Origin of the sequence: Embleya sp. NPDC050154, assembly GCF_044460165.1 — a bacterium.
Lineage (GTDB): Bacteria > Actinomycetota > Actinomycetes > Streptomycetales > Streptomycetaceae > Embleya.
Map to the genome: position 1 here is coordinate 21,243 of NZ_JBITJP010000036.1, position 22,215 is coordinate 43,457.

Consider the following 22,215-nt stretch of genomic DNA (forward strand, 5'->3'; position numbering starts at 1 on the left):
ATCCGGCCCCGGGCGGGCGAAAGCCGAGGCCGGCGGGAACGGCGAGCGGCGCGGGACCCGTGGTGGGTGTCCCGCGCCGCTCGGTGACGGTGCCTGGGGTCAGGCCAGGGCCGGCTCGCGTTCCCGGGTCGAGGAGGGCGACGTCGGCTCCGCCGGTGTGAACTGGTTCTCCCGGGCTCGCTTGGGGAGGAGGAAGCCCAGGGCGAAGGCGATCACGGTCAGGCCGAAGGCCAGCAGAGTCGTGCGCTTGACCGCGTCGATCGAGGAGCGGGTGTGCGTCTCGGCGCCCGCCTTCGCGACCGGCTCGGCGGAGGCCGGGGTGATCGGGACGGTCGTGCAGCTCGCCGGGAGCCGGTCCGGGTCGGTCGCGTTCTCCCGGGCGTCCACGCACGCCCGCAGCCCGGCCACGATCGCGTCCTGCGTACTCACCGGCACACCCGCCGCGGTCAGCTCCGTACGCAGCCTCGGTGCCGCGCTCTCGTCGAAGTTGTGCGTGGCCTGGGCCCCGATCACGCCGAAGAACACCGTGCCCAGGATCGCGATGCCCAGCGAGGCACCCAACTGCTGGACGGACTCGAGCACGCCGGAGGCCGAACCGACCTCGTGGTCCTCGACCTCGCCCATGATGATGTCGAAGACCGGCACGAAGATCATCCCCATGCCGAGCCCGAACAGCCCGAGCGGCGCGAGCAGATCGCCGGTGCCGATGTCCGCCCCGGCGTTCGCGAAGACCAGGTACATCCAGGCGATGCCGGCCGCCATCACGGCCAGCCCGATGTGCAGGATGCGCCGGCCCAGCTTGCCCATCACCACGCCGCTGAAGCCGGAGCCGAGGAACGCGCCGAGCGCCCACACGCCCATCGTCAGGCTGGCCCGGGTCGGGCTGTAGCCCAGGCCCAGTTGGAGGAACAGGCCGATCGCCATCGAGATCCCGACGATCGCGCCGAAGAAGACCATCACGAAGCCGACGCCCGAGGCGTACGAGCGACGCCGGAACACGCCCAGCTTGATCAGCGGCACCCTGCCGGCCGCCTCGCGGCGCAACTGGTACACCGCGAACGCGGCAAGCATCGGCAGCGACGCCGCACACTCGACCAACGACCATACCGGCCAACCCAGTTCGCGACCCTGGACGAGCGGGTGCACGAGCATGAAGGTACCGACACCGGCGAGCGCCATGCCCACCACGTCCAGCCGCCCGCCCGCCTCGCTCGGCGCCACGTCGGGCAACATCCGCCACCCCATCAGCAACGCGAACGCGCCCAGCGGAATGTTGATCAGGAAGATCATCCGCCACCCGGTGCCGAACACGTCGCCGTCCACGAGCACGCCCGCGACGATCGGCCCGAGCACCGTGGACAGTCCGATCGCCGGGCCGAACACCGCGAACGCCTTGCCGATCTCGGCCGGCGGGAACAGGTCCCGGATCAGGCCGAACGTCTGCGGGATCATCAGCGCGCCGAGCAGCCCCTGGAGCACCCGCGCGATGATCAGCGTCTCCGGCGACCAGGCGATCGCGCAGGCCACCGAGAGCACCACGAAGCCGACCACGCCGACCATCAGCATGAACTTGCGGCCGTACATGTCGCCGAGCCGCGCGCCGGTGAGCAGGCCCACCGCGAGGGCGAGCGTGTAGCCGGCCGCGATCCACTGCAGGCTCGCGTAGCTCCCGCCCAGATCGCCGCGGATCGCGGGGGCCGCGACGCCCACCACGCTGGAGTCGAGCAGGTTCATCAAGGTGGCGGCCAGCACCGCCAGAAGACCGAGCCAGCGCTGCCGCGGGCCTACCGGGGACTGGGACGTCGGGGTCGCGAGGGTCTTCTCGCCGCTGTTTTCCACAACTCCGAGACTAGATTCGAAACAGGCAATGTTCGTTCCTGATTGATCACCCCGGAGCCGGCAGACTTCGACGCATGCTGGAAACCTCCGCGCGACTCCTGCGCATGCTCTCGCTCATGCAGACGCGGCCCGACTGGACCGGCCCCGAACTCGCCGAACGGCTCGGCGTGAGCGGGCGGACGGTCCGCTACGACATCGAGCGGCTGCGCGGCCTGGGCTATCCGGTGCACGCGCGCCGCGGCGTGGTCGGCGGCTACCGCCTCGGCGCCGGCAAGGCGCTGCCGCCGCTCCTGCTGGACGACGAGGAGGCGGTGAGCATCGTGGTCGGACTGCGGATCGCCGCCGGCAGCGTGGTGGACGGCATGGACGAGGCGATGCTACGCGCCCTCGCCAAGCTCGACCAGGTGTTGCCGTCCCGGCTGCATCGCCGGGTCAAGGCGCTGCAGAAGTACACCGTCCCGGTCCGCCAGACCGGTCCGGCCGTGGACATGGACGTGATGACCGTGTTGGCCGGCGCCTGCCGCGACCACGAGCAACTGCGCTTCCGGTACAGCTCGCACGACGGCAAGGAGACCTCGCGCGTGGTCGAGCCCTATCGGCTCGTGCACCGGATGGGCCGCTGGTACCTGGTGGCGTGGGACGTCAAGCGCGAGGACTGGCGCACCTTCCGGATGGACCGGATCACCCCGCGTCCGCCGCACGGCCCCCGCTTCACCCCGCGCGAACTGCCCGCCGACGGCGACGTGGCGGCCTTCGTGAACCAGGGTGTGCAGAGCGCGCGCGGGCAGTTCCGCGCCCGGGTGCTGGTGCGCGCCCCGATCGGCTCGGTCGCCGAGAAGGTGCCGCCCGCCTTCGGCGCGTTCGCGGTGGTCGACGACGACACCTGCCTGTTCGAGACGAGCGCGTCCAGCATCGAGAACCTGGCCGTCTACATCAGCCTGCTCGACGCCGACTTCGAGATCGAGGACCCGCCGGAACTGGTCGCCTACATCCGCCGGTTGGCCCGACGCTACAGCGGCGCGACCCCGGTCGCCGACGCGGCGGACGCGGCGACGGCCATCGCGGAGGGGACGACCGTGGAGGGAGCGACCACGGAGGGAGCGACCGCGGCGGAGCCGACAGGCCCCGCGGTCACCACCACCGCCGACATCCCCGGCCCCGCACCCGCGCCTGCGCCCGCGCCTGTCGAGGACCCCGAGGACGCCCCCGCCGCTCCCCGCCGATGAACGACAGCGCCCCCGACCCCTTCGGCACGAGGGGATCGGGGGCGCCGGTCGAGCGGGAGCGTCAGACCGAGACCGGTTCGCGCTCCGCCGTCTTCTGGAGCGGGACGTGCGGCGTGGCCGGCTCGTCGGGCGCTTCCAGATCACGCGGGTTGTTGTACTTCTCCAGATCCAGCGTCTTCTCCCGAGCGGAGACCAGGATCGGCACCACGATCTGCCCGGCCACGTTGGTCGCGGTCCGCATCATGTCCAGGATCGGGTCGATCGCCAGCAGCAGCGCGACGCCCGCCAGCGGTAGGTTCACCGTGCTGAGCGTGAGGGTCAGCATGATGATCGCGCCGGTGAGACCGGCGGTGGCCGCCGAGCCGATCACCGAGACGAACGCGATCAGCAGGTATTCCTTGATGCCCAGGTTCACGCCGTAGACCTCGGCGACGAAGATCGCGGCGATCGCCGGGTAGACCGCGGCGCAACCGTCCATCTTCGTGGTGGCGCCGAACGGCACCGCGAACGAGGCGTAGTCCTTCGGGACGCCGAGGCGCTCGGTGACCTTCTGGGTGACCGGCATGGTGCCGACCGACGAGCGCGAGACGAACGCGAGCTGGATGGCCGGCCACGCGCCCTTGAAGTAGTTCAGCGGGTTGACCTTGCCGACCAGCGCGAGCAGCAGCGGGTAGACCACGAACATCACCAGCGCGCAACCGATGTAGATGTCGGCGGTGAAGGTGCCCAGCGGCTTGATCAGGTCCCAGCCGTAGGTGGCGACCGAGGTGCCGATCAGACCGAGCGTGCCCAGCGGGGACAGCTTGATCACCCACCACAGCGCCTTCTGGATGATCTCCAGGACCAGTTCGGCGCCCTTGACCAGCGGTTCGACCTTGGCGCCGACCGACAGGATCGCCGAGCCGAGCACGACCGCCAGGAAGACGATCTGCAGGACCTTGACCTCGGAGAAGGCGGTGACGATGTTGGTCGGCACGATGCCGGTGATGAAGTCGAGCCAGTCACCGTTGGTCTTCGGCGCCTTGCCCGGGTCGGCCGGCAGCTTGAAGCCGTCGCCGGGGTTGGTGACCAGGCCGATGGTGAGGCCGATCGCGACCGCGATCAGCGACGTGATCAGGAACCACAGCAGCGTGCGCGCGGCCAGCCGCGCGGCGTTGTTGACGTTCCGTAGGTTGACGACGCTGACCAGGATCGCGGTGAACACCAGCGGCGGTACGGCCAGCTTGAGCAGCTGGACGAAGATCGTGCCGATCTGGTCGAGCGTCTGGGTCAGCCACGAGACGTTGTATTCCTTGGCGATGAAGCCGAAGGCCACGCCGAGCACGAGGCCGGCGGCTATCTGGGCCCAGAAGGGAGTTCTCTTCAGGGTCTTGAGTGAATCGACAGCAGACAAGGCAGGGCTCCTGAACGGGCACCGTGGGGGACGGGGGTGGCGGTACGGAGCGGCCGTGAACCTGCGCATCAATAGGCACACGTGTGCCCGCAGGAAGGACTACGAAGAAGCGATACTTCGCGCAGAACGGCCGCGGAGGGCCGGCGTGCGGGCGGTCGGGGCGACGAGCGTGGAGACGTCAGCCCGGCAGGGGCACGGCGGCGGTCAGCCGCGACACAGCGCGGTGGCGCAACGGCCCAGGTCGACGTGCCGACGGGACACGAGCGGGAAACCCACCGCCGCGTCCGTCAACTGCGTGTCGCCTGCACCAATCATGGAAATGAGGATAGCGACACTAAACCGATAAACGCAAAGAATTACGGAACGGACACCGCCGGACACCCACGGACACGGCCGGCCACACCTCGCTTAGCCGGCCACACCTCGCTTAAGAGGCTTCCTCGACCGGAAGACGTCCCGTGCCGCACGGCCCCCTCGACCAACAGGCGGCCTAGGAGGCTTCCTTGGTCTTGGCGATCCGGGTGATCGGGGCCACCGCCTCGTCCTCGGCGCGGTTGTCCTCGGCGATGCGCTGCTTGGCCCGCTGCATGCGCTCGTACAGGGCCTCGGACATCGCGTCCCGCTCCGCGTTCAGGAACTTGTAGCTGATCACCGCCGAAGCCGCGGCCGCGATGGCGATCGCGATGAAGACGTTCCCCCGACCGTCCAGGTCGAAGAACCCGAACACGACCATGACCACGCCGAACAACGCGGCGAAGATGCCGAGCCGGTAGAGCGAGTAGCGCAGCGCGGGATTCGACATGGTCACCTTCGGTTCCCCTAGCCAGAGCGGTACGAGTGGCGGCGGGCGCGAGCCGGGCCGTCCCCTCCAGTCAAGCATCCCGTATTCGAGACGCCGAGCCGGGCCCCGACTCGGAACCCGACCGGTCCTCTCACGGGCCGAGGCCGTTGATGCCGTCCAGGATCATGTACTCCCAGTAGCCTCCCGGCTCCGCCCACGCGAGCGGATCGACCGACGACAGCAGGTCGACCACGATCGGCTCCCACACGTCGTGGATGCCGATGCCGAACCGCTCGCCCTGCCGGCGCATCCGCCCGATCACCCACATGGTGAAGGCGAGCGTGGACAGATCGGTGTTGAGCGTGTCCATCGCCGGCTCGTCACCGCCGGTGTACCAGCGCCGGACCACCCCGGTACGGCCGTCCACGAGCAGGTCGCCGTCCTCGCTGACGTAGCCCAGGACGACCAGGTGCTCCGCGTCCGCGGGCGGCTCGGGTTCGTCGTCCCAGTCGGCCCGGCGCTCGGCGATCAACTCGGCCAGGGTCACCAGCGGCTTGTCGTCGCTGCGCATGTCCAGGTAGGCCCACGCGTCGATCAACCCGACGTCGAGCAGGAAGCGCCGGGTCGGCTCGTGCGTGATCGCGGCGGGCAACTGCCGCTCGTCGTAGCCGGAGAACTCGTTCTCGTACACCAGGTCCAGCATCGCCGGCGTGATCCGCACGGCCAGGCCCTCGCCCGGCACCGCCGCCCGGCGCAACTGCCACAGCGCGAAGGACGTGTGCCAGAACGAGTGCCTCGGATCCAACTCGGGTTCGGTCTCGCCGAGCAGGTCGATCAGTTCCTCGCCGGTGCGCACCGGCCCGCGACCGGCCCGGATCGCCTCCACCAGGCCCGCGTTGCGCACCAGGGTGGACACGTCCATCGACATCGGCGTCGGATCGCCGAAGCGCTGCTCGACGAACACCCGACCGGTCGTGCCCTCGAGCAGCACCGCGTACGACGGCGTGTGCGCCGAGCCGTACGTGCCGAGCACGATCAGGTGGTCCCGGGTGCCGCCCGGGTCGAACCGGATCAGCGCGGCCTCGCGCGGCAGACCCACCTCGGCCAGGAAGCGCCGGGTGGGCGCGTGCGCGATCTCCGGCAGATCGCGCCGGACCACGTCGCCGAACCACTCCTCGACCTGCGCCCGGGTGAGCGGGATCCGCAGCGCGTCAGCCATCCGGCAGCCCTCCCGAGCCATCGTCGAACACGTTCGGCCACGACGGGCGGTCCGGACCCGGGCCCGAGTCCGGGCGCACCCGCCGGCGCGACGTCAGAGCTTCATCGGCTGCGGCGTGTCGCGGCGGGCCGGGTCGGGGCCCTCGTACTCGCGCAGCGTCTCGTAACGGGTGTTGCGTTCCACCGGACGGAAGCCCGCGTCCCGGATCAGGTCGAGCAGGTCGTCGCGGGTCATCTTGTTCGGCGTGCCGAAGTCGTCCGCGTCGTGGGTGATCTTGTACTCCACGACCGAGCCGTCCAGGTCGTCCGCGCCGTGGTTGAGCGCGAGTTGCGCGGTGGCCAGGCCGTGCATGACCCAGAAGCACTTCACGTGCGGAACGTTGTCGAACATCAGCCGGGAGACCGCGAACACCTTGAGCGCCTCGGCGCCGGTGGCCATGCTGGTCCGGGCCTGGAGCCGGTTGCGGACGATGCCGTCCTTGCTGTCGTGGAAGTCGTGCTGGTAGCGCAGCGGGATGAAGACCTGGAACCCGCCGGTCTCGTCCTGGAGTTCACGCAGTCGGATGACGTGGTCGACCCGGTGCCGCGGCTCCTCGATGTGGCCGTAGAGCATCGTGCTCGGGGTCTTGAGGCCCTTGGAGTGCGCGAGCCGGTGGATCCGCGACCAGTCCTCCCAGTGCGTGTCGTGGTCGACGATGTGCTGCCGGACCTCCCAGTCGAAGATCTCCGCGCCGCCGCCGGTGAGCGACTCCAGGCCCGCGTCCATCAGCTCGTCGAGGATGTCCGACGCGGACAGGCCGGAGATCTTCTCGAACCAGTGGATCTCGGTCGCGGTGAACGCCTTCAGCGCGACGTTCGGCAGCACCTCCTTGAGCGCGCTGAGCGACCTCGGGTAGTAGCGCCACGGGAGGGTCGGGTGCAGGCCGTTGACGATGTGCAGTTCGGTGATGCCGTCCGGCTCCATCTCCTTCGCGAGCCGCACCGCCTCCTCGATCCGCATCGTGTACGCGTCCTTCTCGCCCGGCTTGCGCTGGAACGAGCAGTAGGCGCACGAGGCGTTGCACACGTTCGTCATGTTGAGGTGACGGTTGACGTTGAAGTGGACCTTGTCGCCGTTCTTCACCGTCCGCACGTGGTGCGCGAGCCCGCCGAGCCACGCCAGGTCGTCGCTCGCGTAGAGCGCGATGCCGTCCTCACGGCTCAAGCGCTCCCCGGCGAAAACCTTGTCCTCGATCTCCTTGCGCAGGCCCGCGTCCATGTGTCGGCACTCCCTCTAGATCTTCTCGTCCGCCGCTGCACGGCTGCTACGAGGTTACGCCCGGTATGCCGAGCCCTCGCTCAGGCCATCACCTCGGCGTACAGCGCGGGATCGACGTTGCCACCGCTGACCACGGCGACGTGCTCGCGGCCGGCGGGCAGCGCGTCCTGGCGGAAGAGGTAGGCCGCGGTGGCCACCGCGCCCGAGGGCTCGGCGACCAGGCGCGCGCGCCGACCCAGGAAGCGCATCGCCTCGCGGATCTGCTCCTCGGTCACCGTGACGATGTCGTCCACGTACGCCTGGATGTGCGCGAACGGCAGTACGCCCACCGAGGTGCTGCGCAGGCCGTCGGCGATCGTGCGGTGGGTGTCGGTGCTGGACCACGTGGTGCGCACGCCGGTACGGAGGGACTCGGCCGCGTCGGCGGCCAGTTCGGGCTCGACGCCGATCACCTTGGTACGCGGGCTGGTCAGCTTGACCGCGGCGGCGATGCCGGAGATCAGGCCGCCGCCGCTGACCGGGACCAGCACGGTGTCCGCGGTGGGCAGGTCCTCGATGATCTCCAGGCCGGCGGTGCCCTGGCCGGCGATGATCCGCGCGTCGTCGTAGGGCGGCACGAACGCGTAGCCGTGCTCGGCGGACAACTCGCCGGCCGCGGTGTCCCGCCGCTCGGGGGTGACGATGACCACCTCGGCGCCCAGCGCGCGGGTGGCCTCGATCTTGACGGTCGGCGTGGTGTCCGGCATCACGATCACCGCCCGGGCACCGAACAGGCGGGCCGCGTAGGCCACCGCCTGCGCGTGGTTGCCGCTGGAGTGTGCGACGACCCCGCGCGAGCGCTCGGCCTCGGTCAACCCCGCGATCGCGTTGTACGCGCCGCGGATCTTGAACGCGCCGATCCCCTGGAGACCCTCCGGCTTGAGCCAGAGGGGTCGGTCGGCGTCACCGTGCAGGGACGGCAGCAACGGGGTGCGTACGGCCGTGCCCGCGATCCGCTTCCGTGCGGCCTCGAGGTCTTCGAGAGTCACCAGGTTCGTCATGTCCGCCACACTACGAGCAGGCGTGGGCGCGACCGCCGATCTTTTCCGGGCACGGCCGGCGCGGCCGCTCGGCGGGTCGGGCACGGCCGTGCGGGGCTCGGCACGGCTATTCCGTGGGTTCGGGCAGTTCGGCCGCGCGGTACTCCCACTTGGTCGAGAGCACCACGGTGGTGCGGGTACGGGCCACCCCGCGGGTGCCGGAGAGGCGGCGGACCACGTTCTCCAGGCCCTCCATGTCCGAGACCCGGACCTTGAGCATGAACGAGTCGTCTCCGGCGATGAACCAGCAGTCCTCGATCTCGTCGAGGTCGCGCAGCCGGCGGCTCACGTCGTCGTGGTCGGCCGCGTCGGAGAGCTGGATCCCGATCAGCGCGGTCACGCCCAGGCCGAGCGAGACCGGGTCGACGGAGGCGCGGTAGCCGGTGATCACGCCGGCCTGTTCGAGCCGGTTGATGCGATCGGTGACGCTCGGCCCGGACAGGCCGACGAGTCGACCCAGCTCCGCGTACGACGCCCGCCCGTTGCCGCGCAGCGCCTGGATCAGCTTGCGGTCGACGGCATCCATGTCCGTTTCCTCCAGGTAATCGATGGTGTCCACCGGGGGGCCGTCAGGGGTCTGCGACATGACAGAGGCGCAAACCCGCATGGGGCCTGTAATTCATTGGACGATTCTGATTCTAACCCTTAGAATCAAAGGCATCGGGAGCTACAAGCCTCCGATGACGACTCGTGGGGAGACAAAACCGTGTACACCCTGGAGATGGCCCGCGCACACATGCAGGAACTGCATGCCATCGCGGAACGCTCACGTGCCACCCAGCCGTCCAGCACGCTCAAGCGTGTGAAGCGTCTGGTCGGCCGCCGCAAGTCCGGGCGCTGATCGCCCGGCGGATCCGGCAAGACCGTCAAGGCTCCCGTCACCGCGGGGGCCTTTTTGGTTCTCCGGCCGCCTCGCGTCGGGCGCCGCCCAGTTCGCCGTCCCAGCGTCGGTAGAGGGTGTGCGCGACGCCGAGCGAGTCCAGCGCCTTGCCCGCGACGAAGTCGACCAGGCGCCGCACGTCCTGGGCACCCGCGTAGAAGGCCGGGGAGGCCGGCAGGATCACCGCGCCGGCGTCGTCGAGCCGGACCAGATGGCGCAGCGTGGTGCCGGTGAGCGGGGTCTCGCGCGGCACCAGCACGAGCGGGCGACGCTCCTTGAGCGTGACGTCCGCGGCGCGTTGGAGCAGGTCCTTGGACAGGCCGATGGCGATGCCCGCGACCGAGGCCGTGCTGGCCGGCACCACGACCATGCCCTTGGCCGGGTACGACCCGCTCGCGGGTCCCGCGCCCAGGTCGCCGGGCGCCCAGTAGCGGACCCGCGCCAGCGTGTCCGGGTCCAGTTCGGTCCACGCGGCCAGGTCGTCGCGCCAGTGCGCGTCGCGGAACGCAATCCCGGTCTCGTCGATCAGGGTCAGCCGGGCGGCCCGGCTGACCACCAGGTCCACGTGCTCACCGGCGTCGAGCAGCCCGCGCAACACCGCCGCGGCGTACGGCGTGCCCGAGGCCCCCGAGACGCCGACGATCCACGGACGTCGTCCCGTACTGTCCCGCTCCTGGTCCATGGCTCCTATTGTGGCTTCGTAGCGGCGGCACCAGCCGCAGGGGAGGGGTGTGCATGTCCCGCATATCCGTGTCGGGGGTCCGCGACGCGGCCCTGATCACCGCAGTGCTGATCGGCGCCGTCTGGGTCGTCCAGCTCGTCAACTACACGACCGACGACTCACTGCTCACCCACGGGATCGCCCCCCGGCGGGCGGACGAACTGCCGGACATCCTCAGCGCGCCGTTCCTGCACTTCGGCACCGGACACATCGTCTCCAACACCTTCCCGCTGATGCTGCTCGGCTTCCTGGCCGCGCTGCGCGGGGTCGCCCGTTTCCTCGCCGTACTGCTCACCATCACCCTGATCGGCGGTCTCGGAGTGTGGCTGACCGCGCCGGACCGATCGAACACGGCGGGCGCGAGCATCCTGGTCTTCGGTCTGTTCGGCTATCTGATCGTGCGCGGGTTCGCCGACCGCCGGGTGCTGGACGTGCTGATCGGCTTCGCCGTATTGGGCCTGTACGGCAGCTCGTTCGCGATGGGGGTCACCCCGCTCGCGGAGGGAGTGTCTTGGCAGGGCCACCTGTTCGGCCTGATCGGCGGCGTGTTGGCGGCGCTGGCCTTCCGCCGCCGACGCGATGTGTCGCAGCTCTCGCCCGCGGACCTGCCCGTCGGGTAATGGGGTGGACATCGCTGCCTACCATTCGGGTAGGCACCCTTGCACGCTTCGCCGTGCCATCGATCGTTTCTCGACCGGGAGTTCAACTGTGCGTTCGCTCCGGATATCCGCCGCGGCCCTGACCGTACCGCTGGTCCTGCTCGCCGCCGGCTGTGGCGAGTCGTCCTCGGGAGACCCCTTCAACAGCCTGGGCGGTGGCGGTGACGCCCTGGACCCCAAGGGCCCGTCGAACGAGGGACTGAGCGTCGAGGCGCTCTCCAAGCAGGCCGAGACCGGTTTCGACGACCTGACGAACCTGCGCGTCCAGGGCACCGGGAAGATCTACGACACCCCGCTCGGCCTGGACGTCAAGATCGGCACCCCCGAGCAGGTCGAGGGCAAGATCACCCTCGGGGACAAGCCGGTGGACCTGATCGGGGTCGACAAGACCGTCTACGTGCGGATCGCGCCCGGCACCGTGCAGACCCTCGTGGACCTGGGCAAGCGGGCCGAGGCCGCGTCCGGTGAGGCCCCGTCCGCCGACGACCTGGAACTGGGCGACGAGTTCACCAAGATGTTCGTCGAGGGCGCCAAGCTGGTCGAGGGCAAGTACATCAAGCTCGGCGACGGGAGCGCGGGCAAGCTCGGCCAGGACCTGCTCAAGGGCGGCAAGAAGCCGTCGCTGGACGGGCTGTTCGGCGGGTCGGACGGCTCGCCGTTCGGTGGCTCGGACAGTTCGCCGTTCGGCTCCGACTCGGACTCGGACTCCGGTTCGGACTCGGACTCGGGCGACAAGCCGAAGCTGACCAAGGGTGAGACCACCGAGATCAACGGGACCAAGGTGATCCCGCTGATCTCCAAGGAGGACGGCGCGACCCTCACCATCTACATCGCGGCCAACGGCAAGCCCTTCCCGGTCCGCGTCACCGCCGACGACAAGAGCGACGGCACCAACGAGGTCTCCCTCGACCTCAAGTACTCCAAGCTCTCCGGTGGCATCTCCCCCAAGGCCCCGCCGGCCGGCGAGACGATCGACCTCAACGGCCTCCTGAAGTCCTTCGGCGGCGGCGGTCTGTTCGGCGAGAACAAGACGGCCTGACCGGGCCGGCGGGCGGCAACGACCCGTTGACCGCCCGGCCTGTCGGCCACCCTCGCTTCGCCATCGGGACGCGGTTCCCGGTGCGTCGGCCCCGACGCCCGTAACGGGAGCCGGGGCCGACGTGTTCCACATGAAACGGCGGCGCGGGTCGGGCGGGTGATCCGCGGCTCGCCGTGGGGTGGCCGGGAGCGGAGCACGCCGACCGACGCCTGTGGGCGAACCGGCGCTACCGGGCCCCACGCACCAGGCGGCCCGGCCTCGCGCCGGTGTCGACGCCCGCTCGCCTCGTGACCTGGCCCGCGACGATCGTGGCCAGGTAGCCGGTCGCGTTCTGGAGCATGCGGCCGCCGCCGGCCGGGAGGTCGTGGACCATCCGGGGGCGGTGCAGGGTGAGGGCGTCCAGGTCGATCACGTTCAGGTCGGCGCGCTTGCCCTCGGCCAGCACGCCCCGGTCGGACAGGCCGTACAGGGCGGCGGTGTCCATCGTCTGCTTGCGGATCAGGAATTCCAGCGGCAGGCGCTCGCCGCGGGTGCGGTCGCGGGCCCAGTGGGTGAGCAGGAAGGTCGGCTGGGAGGCGTCGCAGATCATCGAGCAGTGCGCGCCGCCGTCGGCCAGGCCGAAGACGCTCGCCGGGTGGGTGAGCATCTCTCGGATCGCCTCGTGGTCACCGTCCGAGTAGTTGAACATCGGGACCATCAGCGTGGTCCGCGCGTCGTCCTCCAGTTGCAGGTCGTACAGCGTGGACAGCGGGTCCTCGCCGCGCGCCCGGGCGATGGCGGTCACCGTGCGGTCCGGCAGCGGCTCGTAGTCCGGGACGGTGTCCATCGGGTACATCCGGTCCAGCATGAACTGCATCGCCAGGTTGACCGAGTCGCCCGGGATGTTCGGGTCGCTGGGCAGGTCGGTCTCGGCCAGGATCGCCGCCTTGACCTCGGGCCGGGCCAACTCGGCCGCGAACGCCGCGTCGTCCAGTTCGCCGGCCACCCGCCGGTCGTCGATCGCCCGGAACGTCGGTCGTTTGCTGAACGCGTTGCGGGTGCCGAACCCGGTCAGCATCCCGAACGGGCGGCCCGCGATCTGCGGATGCAGCCGCGCGCCCGCCTCGTTCGCGGCCTGCGACTCGGCCATCAACTCGCGCCACAGCTCCGGCGCCGCGTTGACCTGGAGCAGCGCGAACGACACCGGCATGCCGATCTCGGCGGCGAGTCGACGCATCCAGGCCACCTCGGAGGCGGGCTTGACGATGTCCTCGCCGGACGAGCCGGTCGGGGCCAACTCGAAGACGGCCCGCCCGCCCGCGGCCATCGCCCGGCCCAGGCCGAAGAGTTCGTCCTCCGTGGCGAAGGTGCCGGGTACCGGCTCGCCGCCCATCGCCTTGTGCGCGACCGTGCGCGAGGTGGAGAAGCCCAGCGCTCCGGCCTCGATCGCCTCCTTGACGATCACCGCCATCGCCTCGATGTCCTCGGCCGTGGCCGGCTCGTTGCGCGCGCCCCGGTCGCCCATCGCGTACGCCCGCACCGCGCCGTGCGCGACCTGGACGCCGATGTCGGCGGCGAACGTGCGCTGCTCGAGTACGTCCAGGTACTCAGGGAAGGTCTCCCAGCCCCACGTCATGCCCTCGGCGAGGGCCGTCCCGGGGATGTCCTCGACGCCCTCCATCAACCGGATCAGCCAGTCCTCGCGGCCCGGGCGAACCGGCGCGAAGCCGACTCCGCAGTTCCCCGAGACCACCGTGGTCACGCCGTGCGACGTGGACGGGTCGAGCACCTCGTCCCAGGTGGCCTGGCCGTCGTAGTGGGTGTGGATGTCCACGAAACCCGGCGTGACCAGGTGACCGGTCGCGTCGATCGTCTCGACCGCGTCGCCGTCCAGGGCCGGATCCGGGCCGTCGTGCCGGCGGACCGCGACGATCAGGCCGTCCCGGACACCGATGTCACCGACGAACCGGTCCGCGCCGGTGCCGTCCACGATCGTGGCGTTGATGATCTTGAGGTCGTACATATGAGCCTCCCCGGTAACGTGGGCAGACCGTACGGCTGCGCATTGTGCGAGTCAATATGCGCACTATGCGAAAAGATCCAGTAGGGTGCCGGCCATGGCCCCACGACCGTCCCCGCAGACCGACCGACTCGTCTCGCTGATCGACGCGATCGCCGAACGGCCGGCGGAGGGACTGACCCTGTCCGAGATCGCCCGGCATCTCGCGGTGACGCCCGCGACCTGCCATCCGATGCTCGCGAGCCTGACCTCGCTGGGCTGGTTGATCCGCCATCCGACCCGCCGCACCTACCGGCTCGGCCCGGCGCTGGTCGCGGTGGGCCGGGCCGCCGCGCGCGGGCTGGGCGTGCTCGACGTGGCGCGGCCGATCATGGCGCGGCTGCGCGACGAGACCGGCCTGTCCTGCTTCGCGATGACGCCCGGCGAACACCACGTGGCGATCGCCGAGGTGGTCCGCGCGCCGGGTCCCGAGTCGCACCGGCTGCGGGTCGGCGCCCAGGCGCCGATCACCCCGCCGCTGGGCATCGGCTACGTACCCTGGGCGGACGAGCAGACGATCCGGCGCTGGCTCGACGAGGCGGACGGCCCGGCCGCGCGCGGGCGGATGTCGCGAGCGATCGACAACGCGCGGCACCGCGGGTTCGCGATCGAACTGGTCACCGACGTGGAGACCCGGCTGGGCGAGACGCTCGGCGAACTGGACGAGCACCTGGAGGGGCTGGACACGCTCGGCGCGGGCGCGTCGGCTGCCCGGCTGCGCACGCTCCTGGAGGAGATCGCGGCCGAGATCGGCGGCTCCGACGGCGGACAGATCGACGAGCTGGAACCGGACCGTGACTACCGGGTGGGCGCGATCAGCGCGCCGGTGCACGACCGGGACGGCGACCTGGTCCTGATCCTGAGCCTGCGCGGCTTCGCCCCCCGGACCGACGGACGGACGCTGGAGAAGACCGGCCGGCTGCTCGCGGACGCGGCGGCCGAGGTGGCCGCCGCGACCTGAGCGGCCTAACGCCGCACCCCGCCGCCGGCCGCACGTCCACCACCGCGGTCCTACGGCCGCATCGCGCACACGCCGCCGCCCAAGACCCGGACACACAAAAGCCGGCCGGGCCGCGATACGCGTCCCGACCGGCCGTGCGGCCGAAGCCCGGCTCAGTCCTTGTCCTTCGCGCGCCCTTCCGGGTTGTCCTGGTCGGGACTGCGCAGGTCGTCCTCGCGGTGCTTGAGGTCCTCTTCCCAGCGCTTGAGCATCTCGTCCTCGTCGCTGCTCGACGACGGGTCGCTCGGCTTGCGGTTGTCCTTGCTCAGGGACGACAGGAACTCCGGGTTGTCGTCCGGAGCGAGCTGCCGGCCCTGGGCCCGGCCGCCGAACCCGAAGCCGCCGGAGCTGCCTGGGGTGTACTCGCGCTTGGGGCGTCCGGCGGCGAACCAGCCGATCGGGCCGAGGAAGACCGGCCAGAAGAACAAGATGATGAAGACCCAGGCGATCTTGGGCAGGCTGCGGACCTTCTGCTCATCGGTGGTCAGACAGTCGATGAACGCGTAGATCCCGACGGCCAGGGGCAGCAGAAACAGCAGAACCCTGATCATGTGGCGGTCTCCCAGGCAGGTACTCGGCGCTTGGTACTCGGATGCGTCTCCTGTCCAGCGTAAACGGTCGGCTCCATGAACACCGGACCCCTCACAGCCCGGTGACCTTGCCCGACGCGTGCAGCTCGTACACGAGCGTGATCCGGCGCCGCTCGCCCGCCGTCAATCGCACGTCGTAGCGGACGATTCCCTGCTCGTCGACCGCGTCCGGCGCCGGTTCCGACAGGTCACCGCGCACCTTGACCTCGACCGCCGACACCTCGGACACCGGCACCCGCTCGCGCAACACCACCGTCCCGGGCGACTCGGCCTCCGGCGCGGCGATGTGCGAGAGGAAGACGGTCACCGTACGGGTGACCACCGTGCGCCCGGTGAGCGAGGCCGTCGTGCGCGATTCGGTCACGTCGCGTACCACCCGGAAGTCGTCCTCGCTGCCGAACGGCAACCGGACCTCCTCGCCCGGCGCGGCGAAGTCGAGTTGCCCGCGGCCGGCGTACCCGCTGCCGCGCACCAGTTCCACCGGGCCCGCGAGCAGCGCGTGACCGGCGTCGTTGGCGAAGCGCACCACCTGGCTCACGTACTGCGACAACTCGGGCGCACAGGCCGCCTCGGGCTCGCACGCCGCGGTGAACGTGGTCAGCCGGACCCGATGCGGCCGGCCGTCGGAGGGCACCTCCACCGGCGCGGGCGCGGCCAGCACCCGGACCTCGCCGCCGTCGTCCACCCCGGGCAGCTCGGCCGAGCCGCCTGCGACCCGGCCGACCCTGGCGATCTCCTCCTCGCGCAGGTCCACCTCGACCTGCTTCTTCTCCACCTGGGTGCGCTCGCGCAGGGTCAGCCGATCCTCGACCAGGCTCGGCGGCCGCGCGGCCAGGGTCGGACGCGCGGTGGACAGGGACAGCGCGACGCCGGACCAGTCCTCGCCGGTGCGCTGCCAGACCACCGCGTCGCATTCGAGCTCGATCGACCGGCGGTCCGGCGCGAGCGTCGCGCGGTAGGCGGGTCGCCACAACGCGCACGGAACCAGGTGCACCACCCGCAACTCGGCCGACCCGGTGCGCTCGGCCTCGATCACCACCTCGACGGTCGCGGTCAGCTCCGCGGGTTCCTGCTCGGCCACGTCGAGCGCAGCCCGCGCCTCGCGCAGCCGGCGTTCCACCGAGGACTGCTCGTCGGCCAGGGCGTGCAGTTCGGCGTGCCGGTCCTCGGCCTCGGCCGAGAGCCGATCCAGCTCGGTGGTCCAGCGCTCGGGCTCGGCCGTACCGAAGCCGGTCTGCTCGGCGATGTTGCGGCGCAGCTCGGTCCGGGCCTGCGCGATCAGCGTGAGCCGGGTGTGCAGCCGGTTCGAGTGCCGGGACAGCGCGACGCGCCGCTCGTCCAGGTCGTGCACGAGCCGGCGCAGCTCGGAGGCGTCCGGGCCGGGGCCGGTCGCGGGCCTGGGCGTGTACACCCGCACCACGCGCGCGTCGATCGCGGTCGCGCTGCCGTCGTCGGCGATCACCTCGACCCGCAGCGACCGGTCCACGGCGAGCGGGGTCACCGGGCCGACCAGCACCCGCTGTACGCCCTCGGCCACCTCGATCCGGCCGGATCGGGTCACCTGCGCCCGGTCCTCCAGACAGGTCACCGCCGTGATCGGCAGCGGTTCCGGCTTGCGTTCGGCCGGCGTGCTCTTTTCCAGCGTCGGCTGAGTCATGGTCAGACCCTCCTGTTGCCGCCGACCACGGCCTTCGCTGCCGGGATCCGGATCTCGTAGCCACCGGTCAGGTTCTTCCGCTCGCCCGGGGCGAGTTCGACATGCCACACCCGCGCGCCCGGGACGTGCCGCCCGTCGCGCAGTTCGGTGTCCTGCACCCAGCGCGGCGCGCCGGCGTGCTCCTCGATCTTGACGTCCTTGTCGTCGGTGACCGGAACACGCTCCAGGATGTCCAGCCGGATCGGCCGGGCGAGGTGGTTGACCGCCTCGATCTCGATCCGGTGGTCGAGCACGGCCGTACCGCCGCGCAGACCCGCCGTCGACTCGCGCATGTGCGCGTTCCGCGACACCTGCACGCTCTCCACGACGCCGACGCCGACCCGTTCGCGCGCGCCGGGTGCGAGCGTCGGCAGCGGCACGGTCATCAGGAACTCGCCGGCCACCGAGACGTCCGCCGGGCCGTGGAGCAGCGCGTGCGCCGACGCGTTGGCGAGCACCACCGTGCCGAACACCGCGTCGTCCAGGGCCGGTACGCAGACGAACTCGGGCTCGAGCGAGACCTCGATCTCGCACACCGGGATGGTGTGCCACACCCCGTCGGCGGCCACCTCGGCGGGCGCCGTGGTGTCGAAGCGATAGTCGTACGACCCGGCCGCGTCGCGCGGCGCGAGCGCGTGCTCGGGCAGCGTCAGCCGGGTCACCTCGTCGGCACGCCGGCGGTACTCCATCGCGGTTCCACCCGAACCGTACGGCGCGGCGCGCAGCCGGCCGCGGGCCTCGGCGTCGTCCGCGCCCCGCAGCTCCAGGGCCGCGTAGTCGAGGAGGTCGCTGCCGGGCTCGGGCTGCGCCGGCGGGGCCGGTTCGGCCTTCGGCGAGATCGGGTCCTCGTCGGCCGCCCCGTCGAAACGGGCGAGTTCGAAGGCGCCGCCGGGCGCGGAGCCTTCGAGCGCCGAGTCCTGGGACGCGGCGCCTCGGGCCCGGCGCGCCCTTGCGGCGGGGCGCGGCGCGGGCGGCGGCGCGCCGAAGCCGCCGGCGACCTGCATCGGCGGTGGCATGGCCGCCCCCGGGGCGGCCGGGGTGATCGGCGCGGGCATCGGCGCCGCCCGATACAGGACCCGGTCCTCGGCGGCGAACTCCTCGGCCGGGGCCGCAGCCGCCCCGGCATACGCCGACCGCGCCGCCGGGCGCTTGGCCACCCCCACGTCGTAGCCCGCGAACAGTTCGGCCAGTCCAGCCGGTGGCTCGCGCCAACCCGCGTGCGCGGGCGCGCTCTGCCGGCGGCCCAGGCGCAGCGACTTGAGCTCGGGCAGGTCGGTGCTCCGGGCCAGGTCGGCGGTGGACAGGCCGAGCCGTACGCCGGTCCAGTCCTCACCGGTGCGCTGCGCGACGCAGGCCCGCATCACCAGCGTGCCGCCGGTCATCGCCTCGTCCAGGCGCAGCTGGTACATCGGCGCCCAGCGCGCGCCGGGCACGTGGTACTCCACGGCCAGCTCGACCGGGCCGGCTTCGCCGGAGTGCTCCAGGGTGACCACCGCGGTGCCGGACGCCTGGGTCCGTTCGGTGCGCTGCGCGCCGGACGCCGCGTTCAGCCGAGCCCGGAACAACTCGGTGTCGCGGACCGCCTCGCGCAGTTCGGCGTCGCAGACGCCGACGCGCTCGTACAGCGCCTGGGCCCGCTCGTCCGTGAACGCGGCCAGCTCCAGCAGCGCGGACACCGGTGCGGGGCGCGGCGGATCACCGCGGCGCACGGATGGCAGTACCGCCTGGAGCCCGGCGATCTCGGCCAGCTCGTCGGCCAGCCGCGCGCTTTTCGCGCGCAGCGCCCGGACCCGGGACTCGGCCGCCTCCAGGTCGAGCAGTACGGCGGGCAGGTCCGTTTCCTCGACCATCTCGACGTCGACCACGGGCCGGATGTCGGTGACCCGCACCCCCGTGCCGCCGCCGATCACCCGCGCGCGCAGCCAGTCGCCGTACGCGGTGAGCGGGAATCCGGTCACCCGCACCCGCACCGGACCCGGTGGGCCGGCCGGCAGGTCCACGTCGCAATTCCGCACACACACCGCCCCCACGGCATGGACGACCACCGAACGCAATTCCGAAGCGACCGTGAGCATGTACCCCTCCTGCTCGGCACGAGGGACCAAGGTAGCCCGACCGGCCGGGTGCGCGTGCGGGTCCGGCGAGTCCGTATCGGATACTGGCACGCATGGCATACGGGACCTTGCGCGCTTTCCTGAAGGCACTGGAGAAGCGTGGTGAACTCAAGCGCGTACGCGCGGAGGTCAACCCGCATCTGGAGGTCGGCGAGATCACCGATCGGGTGAACAAGGCCAAGGGTCCGGCGCTGCTGTTCGAGAACGTCAAGGGCAGTTCGATGCCGCTGGCGATGAACGTCTACGGCACCGACGAGCGCATGCTGATGGCGCTCGGGCTGAAGAGCTACGACGAGTTGTCGGAGAAGATCGGCGGCCTGCTCAAGCCGGAACTGCCGCAGGGGTTCACCGGGATCCGCGAGGCGTTCGGCAAGCTCGGCTCGGTCGCGCACATCCCGCCGAAGAAGATCAAGGACGCGCCCTGTCAGCAGGTCGTGCTCAAGGGCGACGACGTCGACCTGGACCGCATCCCGGCGCTTTTCACCTGGCCCGAGGACGGCGGCTCGTTCTACAACCTGGGCCTGACCCACACCAAGGACCCCGACACGGGCGTGCGCAACCTGGGTCTGTACCGGCTCCAGCGGCACGACAAGCGCACCATCGGGATGCACTGGCAGATCCACAAGGACAGCCGCAACCACTACCAGGTGGCCGCCAAGCGCGGTGAGCGGCTGCCGGTGGCGATCGCGTTCGGCTGCCCGCCGGCGGTGACGTACGCGTCCACCGCGCCGCTGCCCGGCGACATCGACGAGTACCTGTTCGCCGGCTTCATCGGCGGTCGGCGGATCGAGATGGTCGACTGCGTGAGCGTGCCGCTCCAGGTCCCGGCCGAGGCCGAGGTGGTCCTCGAAGGCTGGTTGACCCCGGGCGAGATGTTGCCGGAGGGGCCGTTCGGCGACCACACCGGCTTCTACACGCCGCAGGAGCCGTTCCCGGCGCTGACCATCGACTGCGTGACGATGCGGGAGAAGCCGCTGCTGCAGTCGATCGTGGTCGGCCGGCCGCCCACCGAGGACGGGCCGCTGGGCAAGGCCACCGAGCGGTTCTTCCTGCCGCTGCTCAAGATCATCGTGCCGGACATCGTCGACTACGACCTGCCCGAGGCGGGCGGCTTCCACAACTGCGCGATCGTCTCGATCGACAAGAAGTACCCCAAGCACGCGCAGAAGGTGATGAGCGCGATCTGGGGTGCGCACATGATGTCGCTGACCAAGCTGATCGTGGTGGTGGACGCCGACTGCGACGTGCACGACTACCACGAGGTCGCGTGGCGGGCGTTCGGCAACACCGACTACGCGCGCGACCTGTTGTTGACCGAGGGGCCCGTGGACCACCTCGATCACGCGTCGTACCAGCAGTTCTGGGGTGGCAAGGCGGGCATCGACGCGACCCGCAAGCTGCCCGAGGAGGGCTACACGCGCGACGGCGGCTGGCCGGAGATGGTCGTGTCGGATCCCGAGACCGCCGCCAAGGTGACCCGCCGATGGAAGGAATACGGACTGTGACGTCCGCCGCGCTACCCGCACCCGGGGCTCCCTCGGAGGTGGGCCGGGTCAAGGCGTTCCTGCGCCTCGTGTTGATCGAGCACTCGGTCTTCGCGTTGCCGTTCGCCTATATCGCGGCCTTCACCGCGATGTACGAGAGCAACGAACGGCTGCACTACTGGGAGCTGTTCCTGGTCACCGTGGCGATGGTCGGCCTGCGCACCTTCGCGATGGCCTGCAATCGGATCATCGACCGCGAGATCGACGCGCGCAATCCGCGCACCGCGTCGCGCGAGTTGGTCACCGGCGCGGTGTCGGTGCGCACCGCGTGGATCGGCGCGCTGGTCGCGCTGTTCTTCTACCTGGTCGCCGCCGCGCTGCTGAACCCGCTGTGCCTGGCGCTCGCGCCGGTCGCGGTGGTCCCGATGGTGATCTATCCGTACGGCAAGCGGTTCACCAACGTCCCGCACGCGATCCTGGGCGTCGCGCAGGCGATCGGGCCGGTCGGCGCGTGGCTGGCGATCACCGGCGAGTGGTCGTGGCAGGCGGTCGTACTGGGCCTGGCGGTTGGCACCTGGATCGGCGGCTTCGACCTGATCTTCGGCTGCCAGGACGTCGCGGCCGACCGCGCGCACGGCGTCAAGAGCGTGCCCGCCAAGTGGGGCATCGCCGCCGCGCTGAACGCCTCGAAGGTCACCCACGTGGTGACCACGCTGCTGTTCATCTGGTTCGGCGCGCTCACCGGCGCGGGCTTCTTCTGGTGGCTGGGCCTGCTGATCGTCGGCGCGGCATTCGTATACGAACACTCGCTGCTCAAGCCGGACGACCTGTCCAAGCTCAACCGGGCCTTCTTCACCACGAACGGTTTCATCGGCATCGCGCTGTTCGTGTGCGCGCTGCTGGATCTGGGCGTGCGGGGCCTGCGGCCGTAGGCCGGGACGGCCGCCACCGAAAACGCCCGAGGCGCTCACCCGAGCCCGCCACGGCCCCCACGTCGCCCCTGCATCCGGACTTTTTCCGCCCGAGCGCACGCAAACTTTCGACCGCGCCCACTGCTCCGGCATCGGATGTGCCACCGAATGCCCGGGTACATGGGAGGCGCCATCCGCTCGGGGCAAAAAACAGCCCGGGTCGTGCACGGTCTGCCCGCGTATCACCCGTCGGCGGAGCGCGGCCGATGGTCTCGCCATGCGCCGGCGA

At 70.9% G+C, this 22,215-nt stretch carries 19 protein-coding genes; 7 read left to right on the top strand and 12 right to left on the bottom strand.

Annotation, left to right across the window (positions count from 1 at the left end):
* Positions 1-99 precede the first annotated feature (99 nt).
* Positions 100-1,839, bottom strand: coding sequence for an MFS transporter (locus ACIBSV_RS44995; protein ID WP_395873313.1), 1,740 nt, complete (start codon positions 1,837-1,839; stop codon positions 100-102).
* Between the two features lie 74 nt (positions 1,840-1,913).
* Between ACIBSV_RS44995 and ACIBSV_RS45000 the strand changes: the two genes are divergently transcribed.
* On the top strand, positions 1,914-3,065 hold the full coding sequence (locus tag ACIBSV_RS45000) for a helix-turn-helix transcriptional regulator (RefSeq protein WP_395873314.1): 1,152 nt from the start codon (positions 1,914-1,916) through the stop codon (positions 3,063-3,065).
* Between the two features lie 61 nt (positions 3,066-3,126).
* Here the strand turns inward: ACIBSV_RS45000 and ACIBSV_RS45005 are convergent, their stop codons facing one another.
* The 6 genes from ACIBSV_RS45005 to ACIBSV_RS45030 all read right to left on the bottom strand — a co-directional run bounded on the left by ACIBSV_RS45005 (position 3,127) and on the right by ACIBSV_RS45030 (position 9,320).
* Positions 3,127-4,527, bottom strand: a complete 1,401-nt coding sequence (locus ACIBSV_RS45005) for a dicarboxylate/amino acid:cation symporter (protein WP_395873315.1) — start codon at positions 4,525-4,527, stop codon at positions 3,127-3,129.
* Positions 4,528-4,948: 421 nt separating this feature from the next.
* The gene (locus ACIBSV_RS45010) at positions 4,949-5,260 is read right to left on the bottom strand and encodes a DUF4229 domain-containing protein (protein ID WP_395873383.1); all 312 of its coding nucleotides are present in this window, start codon (positions 5,258-5,260) and stop codon (positions 4,949-4,951) included.
* 130 nt (positions 5,261-5,390) lie between these two features.
* Positions 5,391-6,458 carry an SUKH-4 family immunity protein gene (locus tag ACIBSV_RS45015; RefSeq protein WP_395873316.1) on the bottom strand — a complete coding sequence of 356 codons (1,068 nt, stop codon included), beginning with the start codon at positions 6,456-6,458 and terminating at the stop codon, positions 5,391-5,393.
* A gap of 93 nt (positions 6,459-6,551) precedes the next feature.
* Positions 6,552-7,715 (bottom strand): aminofutalosine synthase MqnE, encoded by a 1,164-nt coding sequence (gene mqnE, locus ACIBSV_RS45020; RefSeq protein WP_395873317.1) that lies wholly within the window; start codon positions 7,713-7,715, stop codon positions 6,552-6,554.
* A gap of 80 nt (positions 7,716-7,795) precedes the next feature.
* Entirely contained in the window at positions 7,796-8,755 is a 960-nt protein-coding gene (locus ACIBSV_RS45025; RefSeq protein ID WP_395873318.1) for a threonine/serine dehydratase, read from the bottom strand.
* Positions 8,756-8,861: 106 nt separating this feature from the next.
* Positions 8,862-9,320 carry an Lrp/AsnC family transcriptional regulator gene (locus tag ACIBSV_RS45030; RefSeq protein ID WP_026219445.1) on the bottom strand — a complete coding sequence of 153 codons (459 nt, stop codon included), beginning with the start codon at positions 9,318-9,320 and terminating at the stop codon, positions 8,862-8,864.
* A 180-nt stretch (positions 9,321-9,500) separates the two neighbouring features.
* On the opposite strand from ACIBSV_RS45030, the gene ACIBSV_RS45035 reads away from it, so the two are divergent.
* Positions 9,501-9,635, top strand: coding sequence for a hypothetical protein (locus tag ACIBSV_RS45035; RefSeq protein WP_395873319.1), 135 nt, complete (start codon positions 9,501-9,503; stop codon positions 9,633-9,635).
* 37 nt (positions 9,636-9,672) lie between these two features.
* On the opposite strand, the gene ACIBSV_RS45040 is transcribed toward ACIBSV_RS45035, so the two are convergent.
* Positions 9,673-10,356 carry a UbiX family flavin prenyltransferase gene (locus ACIBSV_RS45040; protein ID WP_395873320.1) on the bottom strand — a complete coding sequence of 228 codons (684 nt, stop codon included), beginning with the start codon at positions 10,354-10,356 and terminating at the stop codon, positions 9,673-9,675.
* A 53-nt stretch (positions 10,357-10,409) separates the two neighbouring features.
* Between ACIBSV_RS45040 and ACIBSV_RS45045 the strand changes: the two genes are divergently transcribed.
* Positions 10,410-11,015, top strand: a complete 606-nt coding sequence (locus ACIBSV_RS45045; protein WP_395873321.1) for a rhomboid family intramembrane serine protease — start codon at positions 10,410-10,412, stop codon at positions 11,013-11,015.
* An 88-nt stretch (positions 11,016-11,103) separates the two neighbouring features.
* Positions 11,104-12,093, top strand: coding sequence for a hypothetical protein (locus tag ACIBSV_RS45050; RefSeq protein WP_395873322.1), 990 nt, complete (start codon positions 11,104-11,106; stop codon positions 12,091-12,093).
* 226 nt (positions 12,094-12,319) lie between these two features.
* Here ACIBSV_RS45050 and ACIBSV_RS45055 read toward each other — a convergent pair whose 3' ends face one another.
* Positions 12,320-14,095 carry an amidohydrolase family protein gene (locus ACIBSV_RS45055; RefSeq protein WP_395873323.1) on the bottom strand — a complete coding sequence of 592 codons (1,776 nt, stop codon included), beginning with the start codon at positions 14,093-14,095 and terminating at the stop codon, positions 12,320-12,322.
* A gap of 94 nt (positions 14,096-14,189) precedes the next feature.
* Between ACIBSV_RS45055 and ACIBSV_RS45060 the strand changes: the two genes are divergently transcribed.
* A complete protein-coding gene (locus tag ACIBSV_RS45060) occupies positions 14,190-15,092 on the top strand; it encodes an IclR family transcriptional regulator (protein ID WP_395873324.1) in 903 nt (300 codons plus the stop codon).
* A 152-nt stretch (positions 15,093-15,244) separates the two neighbouring features.
* On the opposite strand, the gene ACIBSV_RS45065 is transcribed toward ACIBSV_RS45060, so the two are convergent.
* From ACIBSV_RS45065 to ACIBSV_RS45075, 3 genes are all read right to left on the bottom strand, one after another.
* Positions 15,245-15,682 (bottom strand): PLD nuclease N-terminal domain-containing protein, encoded by a 438-nt coding sequence (locus ACIBSV_RS45065; protein ID WP_395873325.1) that lies wholly within the window; start codon positions 15,680-15,682, stop codon positions 15,245-15,247.
* A 91-nt stretch (positions 15,683-15,773) separates the two neighbouring features.
* On the bottom strand, positions 15,774-17,378 hold the full coding sequence (locus ACIBSV_RS45070; RefSeq protein WP_395873326.1) for a mucoidy inhibitor MuiA family protein: 1,605 nt from the start codon (positions 17,376-17,378) through the stop codon (positions 15,774-15,776).
* 2 nt (positions 17,379-17,380) lie between these two features.
* Positions 17,381-19,492 carry a DUF4139 domain-containing protein gene (locus ACIBSV_RS45075; RefSeq protein ID WP_395873327.1) on the bottom strand — a complete coding sequence of 704 codons (2,112 nt, stop codon included), beginning with the start codon at positions 19,490-19,492 and terminating at the stop codon, positions 17,381-17,383.
* Positions 19,493-19,584: 92 nt separating this feature from the next.
* On the opposite strand from ACIBSV_RS45075, the gene ACIBSV_RS45080 reads away from it, so the two are divergent.
* Positions 19,585-21,036 (top strand): menaquinone biosynthesis decarboxylase, encoded by a 1,452-nt coding sequence (locus ACIBSV_RS45080; RefSeq protein ID WP_395873328.1) that lies wholly within the window; start codon positions 19,585-19,587, stop codon positions 21,034-21,036.
* Positions 21,015-21,947, top strand: a complete 933-nt coding sequence (mqnP, locus tag ACIBSV_RS45085) for a menaquinone biosynthesis prenyltransferase MqnP (RefSeq protein ID WP_395873329.1) — start codon at positions 21,015-21,017, stop codon at positions 21,945-21,947. Before ACIBSV_RS45080 ends, mqnP begins: the two co-directional genes overlap by 22 nt.
* The last annotated feature ends 268 nt before the right edge of the window (positions 21,948-22,215 follow it).